The 16,745-nt window shown below is 31.7% G+C and carries 17 protein-coding genes and 1 tRNA gene; 5 read left to right on the top strand and 13 right to left on the bottom strand.

The window, feature by feature from the left end:
- Nucleotides 1–3: 3 nt before the first annotated feature.
- From K4897_RS07265 to tes, 7 genes are all read right to left on the bottom strand, one after another.
- Nucleotides 4–75: transfer RNA gene (locus K4897_RS07265), tRNA-Val, on the bottom strand.
- A gap of 130 nt (nt 76–205) precedes the next feature.
- A complete protein-coding gene (locus K4897_RS07260; RefSeq protein ID WP_004033084.1) occupies nt 206–406 on the bottom strand; it encodes a histone family protein in 201 nt (66 codons plus the stop codon).
- 199 nt (nt 407–605) lie between these two features.
- Nucleotides 606–1,886, bottom strand: a complete 1,281-nt coding sequence (locus K4897_RS07255; RefSeq protein ID WP_250415865.1) for a tRNA (N(6)-L-threonylcarbamoyladenosine(37)-C(2))-methylthiotransferase — start codon at nt 1,884–1,886, stop codon at nt 606–608.
- Nucleotides 1,887–1,891: 5 nt separating this feature from the next.
- Nucleotides 1,892–2,518: an HVO_0476 family zinc finger protein gene (locus K4897_RS07250; RefSeq protein WP_250415863.1), complete on the bottom strand. Its 627-nt coding sequence runs from the start codon at nt 2,516–2,518 to the stop codon at nt 1,892–1,894.
- A 25-nt stretch (nt 2,519–2,543) separates the two neighbouring features.
- Nucleotides 2,544–3,029, bottom strand: coding sequence for a homoaconitase small subunit (gene hacB / locus K4897_RS07245; RefSeq protein ID WP_250415861.1), 486 nt, complete (start codon nt 3,027–3,029; stop codon nt 2,544–2,546).
- Nucleotides 3,030–3,038: 9 nt separating this feature from the next.
- Nucleotides 3,039–4,028, bottom strand: a complete 990-nt coding sequence (locus K4897_RS07240) for a beta-ribofuranosylaminobenzene 5'-phosphate synthase (protein ID WP_250415860.1) — start codon at nt 4,026–4,028, stop codon at nt 3,039–3,041.
- A gap of 12 nt (nt 4,029–4,040) precedes the next feature.
- On the bottom strand, nt 4,041–5,537 hold the full coding sequence (tes, locus tag K4897_RS07235) for a tetraether lipid synthase Tes (protein WP_250416962.1): 1,497 nt from the start codon (nt 5,535–5,537) through the stop codon (nt 4,041–4,043).
- Between the two features lie 173 nt (nt 5,538–5,710).
- On the opposite strand from tes, the gene K4897_RS07230 reads away from it, so the two are divergent.
- Nucleotides 5,711–6,277 (top strand): CDP-2,3-bis-(O-geranylgeranyl)-sn-glycerol synthase, encoded by a 567-nt coding sequence (locus K4897_RS07230; protein ID WP_250415858.1) that lies wholly within the window; start codon nt 5,711–5,713, stop codon nt 6,275–6,277.
- Nucleotides 6,278–6,297: 20 nt separating this feature from the next.
- On the opposite strand, the gene K4897_RS07225 is transcribed toward K4897_RS07230, so the two are convergent.
- The 3 genes from K4897_RS07225 to wecB are packed head-to-tail and all read right to left on the bottom strand — an operon-like array spanning nt 6,298 to nt 9,726.
- On the bottom strand, nt 6,298–7,320 hold the full coding sequence (locus K4897_RS07225; protein ID WP_250415857.1) for a hydantoinase/oxoprolinase family protein: 1,023 nt from the start codon (nt 7,318–7,320) through the stop codon (nt 6,298–6,300).
- 2 nt (nt 7,321–7,322) lie between these two features.
- Complete coding sequence (locus tag K4897_RS07220; RefSeq protein ID WP_250415855.1) at nt 7,323–8,420, bottom strand: ATP-grasp domain-containing protein; 1,098 nt, start codon at nt 8,418–8,420, stop codon at nt 7,323–7,325.
- Entirely contained in the window at nt 8,404–9,726 is a 1,323-nt protein-coding gene (gene wecB, locus K4897_RS07215) for a non-hydrolyzing UDP-N-acetylglucosamine 2-epimerase (RefSeq protein WP_250415854.1), read from the bottom strand. The genes K4897_RS07220 and wecB overlap by 17 nt, the downstream gene beginning before the upstream one ends.
- A 95-nt stretch (nt 9,727–9,821) precedes the next feature.
- On the opposite strand from wecB, the gene K4897_RS07210 reads away from it, so the two are divergent.
- Nucleotides 9,822–10,070 (top strand): hypothetical protein, encoded by a 249-nt coding sequence (locus K4897_RS07210; RefSeq protein ID WP_004033074.1) that lies wholly within the window; start codon nt 9,822–9,824, stop codon nt 10,068–10,070.
- A 111-nt stretch (nt 10,071–10,181) separates the two neighbouring features.
- Here the strand turns inward: K4897_RS07210 and truA are convergent, their stop codons facing one another.
- The 3 genes from truA to K4897_RS07195 form a co-directional block, all read right to left on the bottom strand.
- Complete coding sequence (gene truA / locus K4897_RS07205; RefSeq protein ID WP_250415852.1) at nt 10,182–11,048, bottom strand: tRNA pseudouridine(38-40) synthase TruA; 867 nt, start codon at nt 11,046–11,048, stop codon at nt 10,182–10,184.
- Between the two features lie 269 nt (nt 11,049–11,317).
- On the bottom strand, nt 11,318–13,585 hold the full coding sequence (locus K4897_RS07200) for an ABC transporter permease (protein WP_250415850.1): 2,268 nt from the start codon (nt 13,583–13,585) through the stop codon (nt 11,318–11,320).
- Nucleotides 13,586–13,589: 4 nt separating this feature from the next.
- Nucleotides 13,590–14,294 carry an ABC transporter ATP-binding protein gene (locus tag K4897_RS07195; RefSeq protein WP_250415848.1) on the bottom strand — a complete coding sequence of 235 codons (705 nt, stop codon included), beginning with the start codon at nt 14,292–14,294 and terminating at the stop codon, nt 13,590–13,592.
- 194 nt (nt 14,295–14,488) lie between these two features.
- On the opposite strand from K4897_RS07195, the gene hisA reads away from it, so the two are divergent.
- From hisA to argC, 3 genes are read left to right on the top strand one after another with little or no spacing between them, the layout of a single operon-like run.
- On the top strand, nt 14,489–15,226 hold the full coding sequence (gene hisA, locus K4897_RS07190; RefSeq protein ID WP_250415847.1) for a 1-(5-phosphoribosyl)-5-[(5-phosphoribosylamino)methylideneamino]imidazole-4-carboxamide isomerase: 738 nt from the start codon (nt 14,489–14,491) through the stop codon (nt 15,224–15,226).
- Nucleotides 15,227–15,233: 7 nt separating this feature from the next.
- On the top strand, nt 15,234–15,695 hold the full coding sequence (locus K4897_RS07185) for an adenylyltransferase/cytidyltransferase family protein (protein ID WP_004033069.1): 462 nt from the start codon (nt 15,234–15,236) through the stop codon (nt 15,693–15,695).
- Nucleotides 15,696–15,709: 14 nt separating this feature from the next.
- Nucleotides 15,710–16,729, top strand: a complete 1,020-nt coding sequence (argC, locus tag K4897_RS07180; RefSeq protein ID WP_250415846.1) for an N-acetyl-gamma-glutamyl-phosphate reductase — start codon at nt 15,710–15,712, stop codon at nt 16,727–16,729.
- Nucleotides 16,730–16,745 lie beyond the last annotated feature (16 nt).

Raw genomic sequence — 16,745 nt, 5'->3', positions numbered from 1 at the left:
ATATGGACCGAACGAGATTCGAACTCGTGATCTCCTCCATGTCAAGGAGGAATCATACCCCTAGACCACCGGTCCTGTGCAACATTACTTAATTTATCAAACATAGTATATAAAGTTATCTGTTACAGCTAAACCGATGAAAAATAAAAATATAAAAAAATTGACCAAGAAAATGGCCAATAGATTTAATAAATTGTTAAAAAGCCTATTTGATAGCTAATTTGATATCTTCAGCTTTTACAGTTTTTCTACCAGCGTGGCGTGCGAAATTTACAGCTTTTTGTGCAATTGCGTCACCTTTTTCTTCTAATGCTTCAGCTAATGCAATTTTTGCATCATCACTAATTCTTTGTGCGCCAGCATTTTTTAAGATACGACCGACTGGTGCGATTGGTAATTCACTCATAATGACACCTCCAATTAAAACATAGTACCATATAGTATATAAATGTATCGACAATAATGGCTATTTACTCTCTATATAATAACCATGAACATAATAGGATATAGTTTTCTAAATTGAAAAATTTAAAAAACAAAGTTAAAAATTAAAGAACAAAAATAAGTAATGATAGAAAAATAAACCATAACAGAAAAATAAAAAATTATTTTGACACAACATCACCCTTAAGGTAAGTAGCTGTTGCATCTGTGATTTTAACTTTAATAAAGTCCCCTAAGTTAACATCATCAACAATTACTGGAATATAAGAATCTGTTTTAGCTATAAATCCACCTTTAGAACCTACTTCCACAACAACGGCATTTTGAATAGAACCAACTAATTCTTTGTTTTCTTCTTCAGTAATTTCTGTCTTGATTTTAGACAAATCCTTAGACCTTTTTTTCATGATTTCGTGAGGAATTTCTTTAAGAGAAGATGAAATTGCACCTTTTCTATGCTGATATTTTGACAAATGAATCAGACTTGGCTTTATATTTCTAAGTAAATCAACAGTTAACTGGAAATCTTCATCACTTTCAGTCGGATATCCTACAATAATATCTACTGCCAAAGTCAAATCTGGAATTTCACTTTTAAATTTTGAAACTATATCAATATACTGATCCAATGTGTGGCCTCTTCTCATTTCAGATAAAACTTTGTTACTCCCTGTTTGTACTGGTAAATGGATGAAATTATATACATTAGGATGTTTAATAGCATCAATTATTTCATCAACATTGTTTAAAATATTTTTAGGATGCATCATTCCAACACGAACTCGAAATTCGCCATTTAAATTAGCTACTTCTTTAATTAAATCAGATAGTTTTTCACCACTATCATGTCCAAAAGCAGCAGTGTCCTGAGCAGTAAGTTGAATTTCAACAGCACCATCATCAATAGCTTTTTTAGCTTCAGCGACTATGTCCTTAATTGGATAACTGTTTAATGGCCCTCTTGCAAAACGAGTGCAGCAAAAAGTACATGCTCCTAAACAGCCTTCAGCAATTTGAATTATATGAATTAAAGAACCATCAGAAACTTTAGGAACACCAACTTTACTTTCTTTTGAAAATCCTGACTCACGAATAACATTACCGCAATAAGTTTCATTAACTACATCTGCTGTTTTATTAAGTTGATGAGGTCCTATCCAGCTACAATTCGGAGCTACTTTTTCTAATTTTTCAGGATCAATTTCAACCATACATCCGCTTACAATAATTTTTTTATCTGGAAAGTTTTTTTGTAATTGCTGAATTTTATAAACTACTTTATTTTCAGTCGGCAGCTTTACATAACATGTATTTACAATTATAACATCTGCTATTTCAGGAGCATCCACCAAATCAATTTGATTTTCCTGTAGAATTCCCCCCATTATCTGAGCATCTGCTTTATTAAATGTACAGCCATATGTGTCAATATATACTTTCATGAAACTTACTCACTTAATGTTTTCTTAACAATATACTTAGTTAAATCATAATCAAAATTATTGAATTTAACAGGTTTTCCATAAACTCTTTTAATTACTTCAGCTCTGGCAAATCCAGAGGTAATTTTACGTTCCTGTGTTTTAATAACATGAATTCTAACGATATGCTTGTCAATTTTAACAATATCTTCTGTAGATATTTGGAAATCCCTATCTAAATCCAATTTATAGGAATCAACTTCCCCATGTAAATCAACAGAAAATCCAATACGTGCAGGAATCTCAACTGAATTAGCCCATATTGTAACAATATCCTCAACTAAAGCTTTTTTAACACGTTTATTTTTAATTTCAATACTTGTTATTTCAACATGCCCTTCATCAGTAAGTAAACTATCTCCAACAGCTAATTCATCATTAGGTGATAATTCAATGAATGTTTTTATAGATTCTCCCTGTTTTGAAATGATAACCCTATACAATTGAGGTTTTTTAGATGAAACAACATTTTTAAAAACATATCCGCAATCCACACATTTTAATAAATATTCTTCCGTAATCTTCTTTTTAGATGATTTCTGCTTTGAATTTAAAATATCGAAATCATCAGAACCGCAAATTGGACACTCCATTATTAATGCCTCCAAAAAATAAAAATTATTGTTTTTCTTTTAGATAATGATTAACAAGACCATCATCTTCTAAAATATCCAACATAAACTCTTTAAAAGGTTCAAAAGTAACTGATTCACCAGTAGTTTCATTAGTTAATATTCCTTTTGACAAATCAATGTTTATAATATCTCCGTCTTTTGCCTGAATATCACAAACAATTACTGGCAATCCAATATTAATTGCATTTCTGTAAAAAATTCTGGCGAAAGATTTAGCCACAATAGCATCCACACCTGCAGTTTTAATAGCTACTGGAGCCTGCTCTCTTGATGAACCGCAACCAAAATTTTCATCAGCTACTATTATGTCTCCTTTTTTAACATTCTTTGTAAAATCTGGACGTTCTCCTTCAAGTACATGATCAGCCAAATCTTGAGGATTAAAGGTTCTCAAATATCTTCCTGGAATAATAACATCCGTATCAATATTCTCACCAAAAGTCCATGTTTTTCCTTTAATTATATCCATACATATCACTTATTTTTGGATTTCATGACCATAATTTTGTGCTTTAGTTGTAAGAACTATGCCTCTGTCTCCAACATACTCTTTAATCTCTTCAACTATGTGTTTATTATTTTTATCAAATACTGAATAAACTGTAGGTCCAAAAGAGCTCATACCTACACCATAAGCTCCAATTTCCCTTAATTTATCCATCAAATCCCTGATTTGTTGAGACTGAAGTGAAACTTCCACATTTTTAAAGCCTCTTTTTTGAATTTCATCTATTGAATGGCCAAATGCCGGCAAATCCCTTTCAAGTAAAAAAGGAATCATATTCATAAATATAATGTGAGAAGTTTGTTCCACTTCATTTTTAGGAACAGGACAGTAATCCTGAAATATGTTTACTTCTTTTTGACCGTTTACTGTATTTTTGGAATTAAGAATAACCAGTAAAATCTCCCAATCATCAGGAAAATCATAGTGAGCCAATAATTGAGGCGGTTTAGCTTGTGAAGCAGATGATGGTAAAAATGATGATTTTGATTTTAAGCTATGTCCACCATCCACAATAAATCCTCCAAAATCAAATGAAAACACACCAATTCCAGAAGTTCCTCCACGTCCTATAATTTCTCCTAAAGAATATCCGTTTGAATAAGCACCAATATGTTCAGCAATAAGCTTTCCGGTTGATAAACCCATTTGAGTTCCAGAACCTAAACCAGAATGGGGAAGATAAGCTTCATCTACTCTAAAATAAAATCCTTCGCCAATATCAAAATGGTCAATTACTTTTTGTGCTGCAGAAGTTATTTTAGACACACATTCATTGCGAATCACATCGTTAAACTGAGTATTATCCTTGAAATCAACAGTAATTCCTTTTTCTGCTGGTTCTCCGTATAAGACAAAGTTAGGGTCCTTAATTGTAAGACCTATACCTCCATCTATCCTTCCATAAGACCCATTCATATCAATTAAAGTTAAATGAAGTCTTGAAGGTGACTTAATAATCATGTATTCAAACCCTCAGTTCTTATCTTCTTTTAAAGGTGTTGAGAATTCTTCTTCCACACTTTCACGATACATAGAATTCATAGTACAGAACGGGATAATTCTACCATCGGGAGTTGCATAATGGATAATACATTTTTTAACCCTATCTTCATCAAAATTAAATGGATCCATAAAGTGCATGCAAGAAATAAGCATAGCATCTTTTGAAAATTCTCCTAAAGCATCATAAGATCTTTTAGTAAATACATTTAACAATATTTTCTTAATATCCAAACCTTCAGGTGCTTCATCTGTATTAATCAATTTAGGAAGGTTTTTCACAGCACTAGCTTCAACCCTTTTCTTAATTCCAAATCCCCCTTTTTCAAGTTTGTCGGAATATTTGTCCAATAATTCAAATAAACCTTCAACATCAATGAATTTAGTAATAGGAATCAAATTGTTTAATGTATTTTTACCTTCAGTTTCTTCCATAAACACATAAGTAGCTATTCCACAGTGCTGATTACAGTTTAAAGTAACACCAGGGCTTTCCCCTTCAAGAGCACCGATAAAACGTGCAACAGGTTCTACAGAAGATGGAGGATAAAAATCATCAACCTTTACATCGCCATGAGTTTGTTTAGCAATCTCATTAACAAAATCAGGAATAGTTATCCTTTGTTCTTCAACCTGACTTGCAGGAGTTCTTCCTGCAAATGAAACCGGCTGGAAATTGACTCCATAAACATTTTCCCTATGGTCAAATGCAAATTTAATAATTTCACCGATTTGCTGATCATTGACACCTTTAATTAATGTTGGAACAAGAACTACTCCAAGACCTGCTTTTCTACAATTTTCAATAGCCTGAATCTTTTGAGGAAGTAAATTTTTACCTCTGTTATTGATATATGGTTCAGGAGTTACACCATCAAAAGCCAAGTATACTGTGTTTAAACCAGCATCTTTTAATTCTTTTGCAAAATTTTCTTTTCTAGCTAATCTTAAACCATTAGTAGCTATTTGAACATGAGTAAAACCTTCTTCTTTAGCCATAGCTACAAGTTCGACCAAATCCTTCCTAACAGTCGGTTCACCACCTGCATATTGGATAGCCGGAGTTGGATGAGGTTTTAAATTCCTCAGGTTCCTTAACATTTCCCTAATTTCATCCTGTGTAGGTTCATACAAACGTCCGGAAACAGCCGCATTTGCAAAACAAACAGGACATCTTAAATTACATCTATTTGTAACATCAATTAAACCTAACACAGTAGAGGTTTCATGGTCTTCACAAAGCCCACAATTATTAGGACAATCTCCGAATTTCTCTACAGAAGGGTTTTCAACTGAAGTTATTGTAGGTTCAAATTGTTTAACCCTATTATAAAGCTTATCATCACTCCAATATGTATTTACAAACTCACCATGTTCATCACAGGTTTTTTTAATCAAGATTTTACCGTCTTCATCAAAAACCTCTGCATCAAGTGGTTTGAAACAAATTGGACACAAACTTTTTGTCATTTTTATTCTCACAAAATCACCCTTTGCTAATAATTAATAAACTATTAACCATTCATTACATAATATAAATATATTAACTCAATTTAATATTTAAAGTTAATTAATGTTTTAACATTAAATATAAAAGATAACACATACAAAGATAAAACTTAATAAAAAAATGAGGAACATACATGGTTGATAATACCCAAATTTTTATAATGGCTTGTATTACTATCCTATACTTTATATTACCTGCTTATGTATCAAACGGTTCTGCATTAGTCTTTGGAGGAGGTCTTCCTTTAGATTTCAAAAAAACAGACAAAAATGGCAACCGATGGATAGGTAACGGAGTTACATGGAAAGGATTAATCGGCGGAACAATTATGGGAACCCTTATAGGAGCAATTCAGGGATTGCTTGGGCCAATGATACTTGAAAACTTCGGAGAATTTATTTATACTCCAATCTGTACAAATTTAGTAGAAGGAATAATAGTAGGATTTTTACTTGGATTCGGTGCAATGGTTGGGGATGCAGTAGGAAGTTTTTTAAAAAGAAGAGTGGGAATTGGACAGGGAAAACCTGCCCCAATTTTAGACCAGATTGATTTTCTTATTGTTGCTTTAATATTCAGTTCAGTAATGGTGAGCTTTTCCATAACATTTGTTGCAATAGCTATTGTATTAACATTGATTATACATTTAGTGGCCAATACCGGAGCTTACTTAATAGGAATAAAAGATGTATGGTATTAAACCACACATTTAAACTTTTTTTAATTTAAAAATCTGTTCATCATCACTGCAGTACCAACTGCCGGTGCAACAACACATTCTTCATCAGTTAAAATGGTATCCATAGATTTAACTTCAAGACCTAAGAATTCTGCAGCTTTTTTATCTAAAATATCTTTTCCAAGACCAGTAGTTACAATCAAATCCAAATTTTGAGTTTCAGATACCTGTTTTAAAGCATCTGCAATTTGTTCAACCTGCTTTTGATGGGTGAATTTGGCTAATTCAACAACATCCTCTTCACTTAATGAATCCAAATCAGCACACAATACTCTGGCTATTCTTTTCATGCAACTTTTTTTAGATTTGTTTTCACCATCAAAAGTATCACAAACATAATCATCCAAAGTTATTAAATCCAAAACAGTGTAAACATCTGCAGTTTGTGCAAATAGCTCGGAAGCTACCCTGTATTCTTTTCCATGTAACTGAACCTTATCCAAGAAGCTGGCCAAATTGGTTCTTAATGTTCCTGTATATACCAGTTCGCCGGTAGCCAGTCTTTCAAAATCGGATCTTCCAATTGCACATTCTTTTCCGTCTTTAATTGGAATAATATCAGTTGTTGTACTTCCAGTATCTATGAAAATACAATTATCACTTATTAATGTAGCTATTTGGGCAGTAGCTATCCAGTTAGCAGCTGCTGCCTTTAAAGGAGTTTTTTCAATTTCTTCTTTTGATAACATCCCATCAATTCCAACATAAGCTGTCGGACACTCAAAAGTTTCCTCACATTTTTTAACAACATCTAAAACTCCGTCTTTTTTTGTATCATATGCATCCACCAATTCTGCAGTCATAGATATTCCTACAGCATCAATTTCATCAATCGGACAAATATTTTCAATCAATTCAGTTAAAACTTTAGGTAATGCTTCATTATTGCTCCACATCGGAAGATAAGCAAAATCCACTTCAATATTTTTTACTTCATTATTTTCAAAATCAACAACTGCCAAGTCAGTGTTTGCACCGCCAATATCAAAACCTGCTACTTTCATTCTTAAATACTCCTAATTACTAAATTATCCCCTGATTTTTTAAATTCAATTTTTCCATTTAAATCTATTTTTTCATTTAAATCTTTAATATCTACATTTTTATCAATCAAATCAATGATAGATGAACCAATATTAATATTAGCTATTTTTTTAAGACCTGCGTAAGGAGTGGTGAATCTGGAATTAATTTCAAGAACATAAACATCCTCGATGTCTTTTTCATCATTACTGATTACCAAATCCACACCAACAAATCCTTTTAAACCATCAATTGATTCAACTGCTTTAATGGCTGTTTTAAAAGCCAAATCTTTAAATTTGCTTTCAAATGGGATTTGTCCCCCTAAATAAGTTCCCTTATCAGCAGTTAAATCTATAATCTGTTTATTTAAACTTATTGGAATAGCTGTACTGCCGTCACAAAGCAAACTAACACTAATATCAGTTCCTTCGATAAATTCCTGAACTATTACTCTGGAACCTGGAAGAAATATTTTTTCCAAACTATAATCCAAATCATCAATGCCGTTTATTATTTTAATATTTTCACAATCCACACCAACAAGAGGTTTGATTATAAGTTTTAAATCATCCAATGGTTTTTCAGCATGCCATTTTTTATAAAGGTTTTCCAATGCTCTTTTCCAATATCCCACTTTGTCTATTTTTAATTTAAAAGTTCTAGGCTGTGGAACAATATTGTATAACAATTCATAAGAAACAAATTTGTCAGAGGAATTGTAACATGCTTCAGAAGATGAATTATAAATTTTTACATTATTCTCTTCTAAAATTTTTGTAATATTGTATAGGCTATTATTATTTTCTGCAGCTATGAAAATAGCTTTTTTAAAACTAGCTGCATTTTTTTCAAGCCAGGAAATTATATCTTCATTAATAAATATTGGTGTAACGTTGTCATAATCCCCCATAATCTCCTTGTAAGATTCATTAAGAACAACTGTTACATCATAATCTTTTAAATCATCCAAAAGTGAAAATATTAAAGCTTCCGCTTCTGAAATAATACATTTATCTTTTTCACCGGAAGCTGTAAAATATTCGAACAGTAAAATTGAATCATCATTGATAGACATCATAAGTAATCATCATACCTTTTAAATTTAAATTGTTCAATGGGAAAATCATTTTTTCACCATCAAAAACCATATGCACTAATGCATTTTCATTTTCTTCAAATTCCTTAACAGAAACATCTTCATTAATTTTTATCATTTTACGGTCAAATGATGACATTATATTTTCAGGGGCTTTAATATCCAATAAACAATTATTATATGCTTCTTCGATTGCATCAATAGTTTTAATAGCTGCATCCCCTTTTCCATAAGGATTTTTAGCATTTTTCATTTTATTTGCAAATTCTTCATCATTGAGAATCTTTTCAGCGTTTTCTAAAATATTATTTTTATTAGCTCCCACCAAAATATTTCCCCCTGCACTGACTGTTTCAGGCCTTTCAGTATTATACCTTAAAGTTAAAACAGGAACATCCAAAGTAATTGCTTCTTCCTGAAGACCTCCGGAATCTGTTAAAATTAAAGTAGAATGTGAAGTTAAAATTAAAAAGTCCAAATATCCCAACGGTTTAATAATATGGACATTGTCCAATTCATTTAATTCATCAAATAAATTAAAGTTCTCCAAAGTCTTTTTAGTTCTTGGATGAATCGGAAAAATAATATTCATGTCTTTCAGTTCTTTTAAAGCGGAAATAATATTTATTAACCTTTCCTTATCATCAACATTTTCTGCCCTATGCATAGTCAAAGTTAAAATATTATCCATATTTTCAATGTCCAAGTTAGCTAAAGACTCTTCCTGAATTCCCGCTTTGTTTGCTATTTCCAAATGCCTGAAACAGGCATCAACTACAGTATTTCCTGTAATAAAAAGTTTTTTTCTTGAAATTCCTTCAGCCAAAAGGTTAATTGCAGATTCTTCAGTCGGAATAAAATACATCAAAGAACAGGCATCTGCAGCCATCCTATTTAATTCTTCAGGCATCGTAATATCAAATGATCTGAGTCCCGCTTCAACATGTCCAACAGCAATATGTAATTTAGAAGCCACCAGTGCTCCTGCAAGAACTGCATTTGTATCTCCCTGAACAAGAACTATATCCGGTTTTTCATCAAGCAAAACTTCTTCGATACCCTGCATCATCAAACCAGTTTGTTTTCCATGGGAACCAGAACCAACGTGAATATTATAATCTGGAGATTTGATTTCCAAGTCTTTAAAGAAATTATCCGACATTTCTTTATCATAATGTTGGCCAGTATGAATAAGACAGGAAGTTATACCTCGCTTTTCAATTTCATCAATAATTGGAGCCATTTTAATAATTTCCGGCCTGGTTCCGAGTATAATAGCTATTTTCATTTTATCGACCTATATAAAATTAGTTAATCATGAATAATAAATGTTGGTTATTTAAATAGTATAAACTTCTACTAATACACATTGGGGTGATTATTATGACCGACCTTGATAAAGAAATTGAAGAAAAAATATATGATATATTAAAAAAATATCACAAAGACGAAGACTACAATTTAAATTATCTTATTACAGATGATATTGTAACCTTCTTTTTAAGTATAAATGAAGGTAATTTAGTTACCATGGAAGATTTATACAAAATTTCAGGGATTTTGAATGCTAAAATCAAAGACATGGTTCTTGTAAACCAAGAATACAGATTTTCATTTGAAATGGAAAAATAGAATTTGGGACATCTTATTTCCCGAATTCTTCTTTTTTATCAAAACTTATTTTTAATGCAGAATTTTTTCATAATAAACTCAAGTAACAATAAAAATTACCTGTTTTTTAGTTTATCCGTTCAGATCATCCAAACTTTTTATCAGGGATTCCCTTATAGCATATTTTCTTTGCAAATCGCCTAATGAATCAACTAAATTTCTTTTAAAGCGTTCACAGGCATAATCATCATAAACAAATTTAACCCCATCATATTTAATATCCATTAAAATCAGATAATCCGGATCCAAAACTTTAATATTGGCTCTAGGGTCATTTTCACCAGGATTTAACAATTCTTCAACTTTTTCTAAAGACATTTTTCCAATAGCTGCATCTACAAAAACCCTCATCATTTTACGAACCATATTCCACAAAAAGCTCTCTCCATAAATATCTACAAAAACTGGAGAAATTGTATCATGTAAATTTGGAAATTCCTTTTTATGATAGTCATTAAGAATTCCATTGCTGATTTTAATATCTTCAATAGTTCTGGTTGTTGTTTTTTGAAATCTTTTAGTAAAATTAGTGAAATTATGAGTTCCCTTAAAAATTTCAGCTACTTCATTTAATTTATCTAAATCCAAATCCTGCCTAAACAATATATAACGATATTGCCTCATTTCAGCATATCTCGGTTTGAAACCAAAGCGAACCGGAGCTTTAGCCAATATCTGAATATCATCAGGTAAGCTATTGTTGATTTCATTAACCCTAACTTCATTTTCAGACTGGAAACTGATTACATTACCTAAACTGTGAACTCCTGCATCTGTTCTTCCAGCTATTCTGAATCTGGACTTTTTTAAATCATCAATATAATCAAGTTTACGTAAATGGTAAATCAGCTCTTCTTCAACAGTTCTTAAATCAGGTTGTCTTTGAAAACCATGAAAATTAGATCCTATATAGCCAATTTTTAAAGCTGTTCTTTTCATGATTATTATATTATTGTATAATTAATTAAAATATATTTCTTTTAAAGGACAGCCGCAACATTGACTTTTCGGCTCGAAAAATAAAAAAAAGTAAGTAAATGAAGTTTAATCACTTACTTAACTTTTAATCTGATGATTTCATAAAATAGATTTCTATAGAATCAATAATTAAAATAAAAAATAATTAATAAGCTATTTAAGTACAAATAAATAGGAAAATAAAATTTAGTGTAAAAGACTCTAAAGAATAAAAAAAGGGAAATATCCCTTTATTCAACATCTTTTAGAGCTTCAACCATGTTCAGTTTTCTGATTTTACCTGAAAACATTAAATTAACTAATATAGATAAAGAAAATGTTATTGCAAAACTTATTAGAATATTTCCGACAGTTAATCTTATTGGATAGTAAAATGATGCTCCTGCAGAATCCATCATCAGTTTCATCAAGTAATAACCTAAAGGAACACCAAATATGAATCCGACAGCTGTAAACCATAAATTCTGAGTTAACAGCAGCTTTCTTAAATTAGCTGTTTTAAATCCGATAACTTTTAAAGTAGCTATTTCCCTTTCAATTTCTGTAAATGATAACAAACCCAGGTTATACAGCACTACAACAGCCAATACTGCTGCAAAGAATATTAAAATAGATACCATCATCATCATAGACTGAGTCATATCATCCCATGCAGAAACCAATGTATCCATACTGTTTACCGCATTAATACCATCATATTCCTTAGTAACATTTTCATGAGTTACAATACTTGTTGGTGTATAATTTAATCCCAAATCCTCCAAATAATTCGGAGTCATAACTAAACCTTGGGATATTGGGTCTGCATGAACAGAAGCTATCTTAGTTGTTACCCATTTATCACTTCCGGCAATGTGCCATTTAATTGTATCTCCTTTTTCCACATCAAGTAATTGAGCCATTTTAACAGAAATTGAAACACCATCTTCAGGAATACTTATTGGCTGTCTATCATCACCAGTAGGAGTTACCAGATTTGACTCATTTAAAACCAGCAGCGTTCCTGATTTTTTAACGCCGTTGGCCTCAAGTTCAATTCCCCCTTCCATTAATTTTTCACCATTGACTTCATCAGCAATGTTGTCTACCTGAGTAACAGAAGTTTCATTACCAATTATTAATTTAGATGAAAAATGATTAATGTCTTCATATTCCCAGTCTCTTAAATCATTCATCCCATCATTCATTCCAAATGCAGATATAAGCAATGCAGTACATCCTGCAACACCTACAATTGTCATTAATGCTCTTGTTTTATTTCTTTTTGCATCTCTATAGTTCCAACGGGAATTGAAACCGAATTTTTTCCATATTTTTGATCTTTCTAAAAATCCGGAAACTGAAACCTTTGGAGATTTTGGTCTAATCGAATTAGCAGGATTTTCTTTTGAAATGGATCTTGTTGCCCAATATGATGCAATCAATGAAACTAAAACCATGACAGCTGCAACAACTACAAAGCTAATACTATATCCAAAGTGCCATTCAGGTAAAGTATAAAATGTACTCATAGAACCTAAAAACAGCCATGGAATCGTCATCGGTCCGATTATCAGCCCGGCTATACTTCCTGCAAGAACCAGCCAGAAACCGTAAGAAATGTAATGCAACATGATTGTTCTATCTTTAAACCCTAATGCCTTTAAAACTCCGATTTGAGTTCTTTGGTGATTAATTATTCTTGTCATTGTGGTTAAAAGAGTTAGAACAGCTATTAATATAAACATTACAGGGAAAATATCTCCCATCATCTTATGCTGATCCATTTCTTCATTAAACTGAGAGACACTTGGATGGTTTTCCTGTTTTACAAAAGAGGTGTAATTTTCACCGATAGCTGAATCCAAATCCTTAGCATAATCATCTCCGCTTCCATTAAAATCAACTAACAATACATTATACTGAATATTTGTTGGAAATGCCTTGTAAGATAAATATGCATATCCTGATTTATTGAAATCAGGAAGTATGGAATTTTCTGAAGATGTGTAAACATACTCTGGAGAATAACCTATACCTTTAATTTCCTTTTCAAGAGTCATACCATGACATGAAAATGAAATATTATCTCCGACACTTAAATGTTTAGCATCGGCAAAACGTTTATCTAACCATACACCATTTGCATCATCAATATCAACATCTTCTCCTTCAACTAAATAAAATTTAGAAATATCGTTCTTTTCTAAAAAGTGCAGTGTCACATCCGGATCATTATCAAAATCAGCTACTGAATCAATAACCAGCTGCCTTTCACTAGATGTAGTTTCACTTATATTGTTAACTTTATCTACAGTATTATCATCTAAATGAGCACTATAAATCCACCCGTCAGCTAAATTAGTAGCATCATAAAAATTATTAGCACTTTCTTCAAATCCTGTGTATTCCCCACCAATTCCTGCAAATACAAATACTCCTAAAAAAGCCATTAAAAAGATTGAAATGAATTGAGTTTTATGATTCATAATGTCTCTAAACATCTTTTTAGCTAACATAAACTCACCATTCTAAATCAGTTATCTTTTTAGGATTCTCATTAATAGTTATACTTTCAATCTGACCGTTTTTAATTCTCATAACTTTATCAGCAGCTTCAGCAAGGATTGCATTATGTGTAACAATAATTACTGTTGTATTATCATTAACACTCATATTTTGAAGCAAGGATAAAATAGAAACACCTGTTTTAGAATCCAGTGCACCTGTTGGTTCATCACATAAAAGCATAGACGGTTTTTTAGCAACAGCCCTAGCTATTGAAACTCTTTGTTGTTCTCCACCTGACAACTGTGAAGGAAACTGATTAGCATGCCTGTCCAATCCGACAGATGCCAGAACTTTCATTCCATTAATATCAACATCTACAATATCCTTCATAAGTTCAACATTTTCAAGAGCGGTCAGATTGGGAATTAAGTTATAAAATTGAAATATGAAACCAACGTTTTTAGCTCGGTACTTAGTTAGCTGATTATCATTGAAGCTTTCAATATTGTTTCCATCTACAATAATTTTACCACTGGTGACAGTGTCTAAACCTCCTAAAAGGTTTAAAAGAGTTGATTTTCCAGCTCCTGAAGGACCTAAAATAACAACAAATTCACCTTCTTCAATAGTAAAATCGATATGATCAATAGCTGTTAAAATATGCTCTCCGGATTTATACTCCTTGACCACATTTTCAAATTTTACAATATCACTCATATTAAATCACTTAATAATAATATTAATTAAAATATTATATAAAAATATTATATAAATATTTAGTCATACCTAAATTTATTATTGGCAATATTATATATATTTTTTCCAAAAAAGATTTGCATTTAACAGTAACTATTAAACCATATTAATTATAAAAATATTATAAACCAAAAAATTTAGTAATGGAGTTATAAATGTCATTTAAAAAAGATGAAATGTTAATAATGCCGGCAGTTGATATTAAAAATGGCAAATGTGTACAGCTAGTCCAGGGACAGCCTGGAAGTGAAATGATAGCTATTGAAAATCCTGAAAATGTTGCAAAACACTGGGAAGATTTGGGAGCTAAAAATTTACATATTATTGATTTGGACGGAACAATTGATGGGAAAACCAGCCTCGATGTAATTAAAAAAATATTAAAGGAAGTTAGTGTACCTATACAATTAGGCGGAGGTATAAGAAGCATTGATTATGCCAAAAGACTTCTCGATTTAGACATAGAAAGATTAATTATCGGAACCATGGGAATTGAACATCCTGAAACCATAACCCAGCTGTCAGATGAATACGGATCAGAGCGAATAATGATTTCACTTGACAGTAAAGACAACAGAGTTGTAATTAAAGGATGGCAGGAAAAGATTGATAAAAGTCCAGCAGAACTTTCAAATGAATTTAAAGAACATGGAGCAGGAAGTATTCTTTTTACCAATGTTGATGTTGAAGGTTTATTAGGAGGATTTTATACTGAGCCGGTTATTAAGCTTAAAAACTCTGTTGACTTGCCGATTGTTTATTCCGGAGGAATAACCAGCATTTCCGATGTTAAACAATTAAATGAAAGTGGTGTTGAAGGTATTGTAATTGGTTCTGCACTTTACAAAGATAAAATCGATTTAAAAGAAGCTTTAAAATACCAAAACAGGTAGTGAAATTATGAAAAAAGTAATGGCAACAGGTACATTCGATTTATTACATCCTGGACATGGAATTTACCTTAACGAAGCTAAAAAACTTGGAGGCGAAGACGCTAAACTTTATGTAGTAATTGCTCGTGATTCAACTGTTGAAAAAAGAAAAAGATACCCTATAGTTGGAGAACAACAACGTTTAGAGTTAATAAAGATGATAAAAGGAGTAGATGAAGCCTATCTAGGTAATGAAAATGGAGACTTCCTTAAAATTGTAGAAGAAATTAATCCTGACATAATAGCTATTGGTGCTGATCAAAGACACGACATTACTAAATTACAAAAAGCTATTAACAAAAGAGGATTAAAAGCTAAAGTGGAACGTGTGAAAGCATACCACAATGCAGAATTAGACAGCAGCTGTAAAATTATTAAAAAAATAAAAAAAATGGATTTCAAAGGAAAAATAAACGATAATTGTGATTAATGAGGTAGATAAATATGTATAATGTAGCAATAGTAGGAGCAAGCGGATATACTGGTGGAGAACTTCTTAGAATGTTATTAAATCATAGCGAAGTAGAAGTAAATGATATTACTTCAAGAAAATATGATGGAACACCTGCACATAAAATACACCCGCACATAAGAGATTCCGGATTAGTTTTCAAAAATAAACAGCCAGGTGAATTGGATGCAGATATAATATTTACAGCCACCCCTCACGGAGCATCAATGAAAATAGTTCCGGACTTGCTTGAAACCGGAGTTAAAGTTATTGACTTAAGCGGAGATTACAGATACCGTGACACCAAAGTTTATGAAAAATGGTACGGATTGGAACATACCAGTGACATTAAAGGTGTTTATGGCCTTCCGGAAATTTACAGAGATGAAATTAAAAAAGCTGATTTGGTAGGAAATCCTGGATGTTTCCCAACAGGAGCAATATTATCCTCTTACCCTTTAGTAGATAATGATTTGGTTGACAGAATAGTCATTGATTCAAAAACCGGAGTTAGCGGAGCAGGAGTAAATCCTTCAAGTACCACACATTACCCAAATATTGCAGATAATGTCAATCCCTACAAAATTTCTTCACACAGACATGTTTCTGAAATTCAGCAGGAATTACATGGGTTTGAAGATGTTAAAGTTTCATTTACCCCACATTTAGTTCCGGTGATTCGAGGAATCCAAACAACAAGCCACAGTTTCTTAAAAGAAGAGCATTCAGACATTACTCCTGATGAATTAAGAAAATTCTATGAAAAAACATACGGTAAAGAATACTTCATTAAATTAATGGATGAGGGAGAAATTCCCCATTTAAGTTCTGTTAGAGGATCCAATTTTGTTCATATTGGAGGATTTGAAATTGATGATACTGGAAGAGTTGTAATGCTTTCCTGTATCGACAATCTTGTTAGAGGTGCATCAGGTCAGGCTATACAAAATATGAACATAATGCTTGGATTAGATGAAACAGCAGGATTAAAATATTTTGGGCTTAATCCATAAAATATATAACACCCTA

It is taken from the genome of Methanobrevibacter sp. TLL-48-HuF1 (assembly GCF_023617305.1).
Lineage (GTDB): Archaea > Methanobacteriota > Methanobacteria > Methanobacteriales > Methanobacteriaceae > Methanocatella > Methanocatella intestini.
The sequence above is the reverse complement of the archived record's forward strand: the minus strand, read 5'-3'. Positions and strand labels throughout refer to the sequence as shown.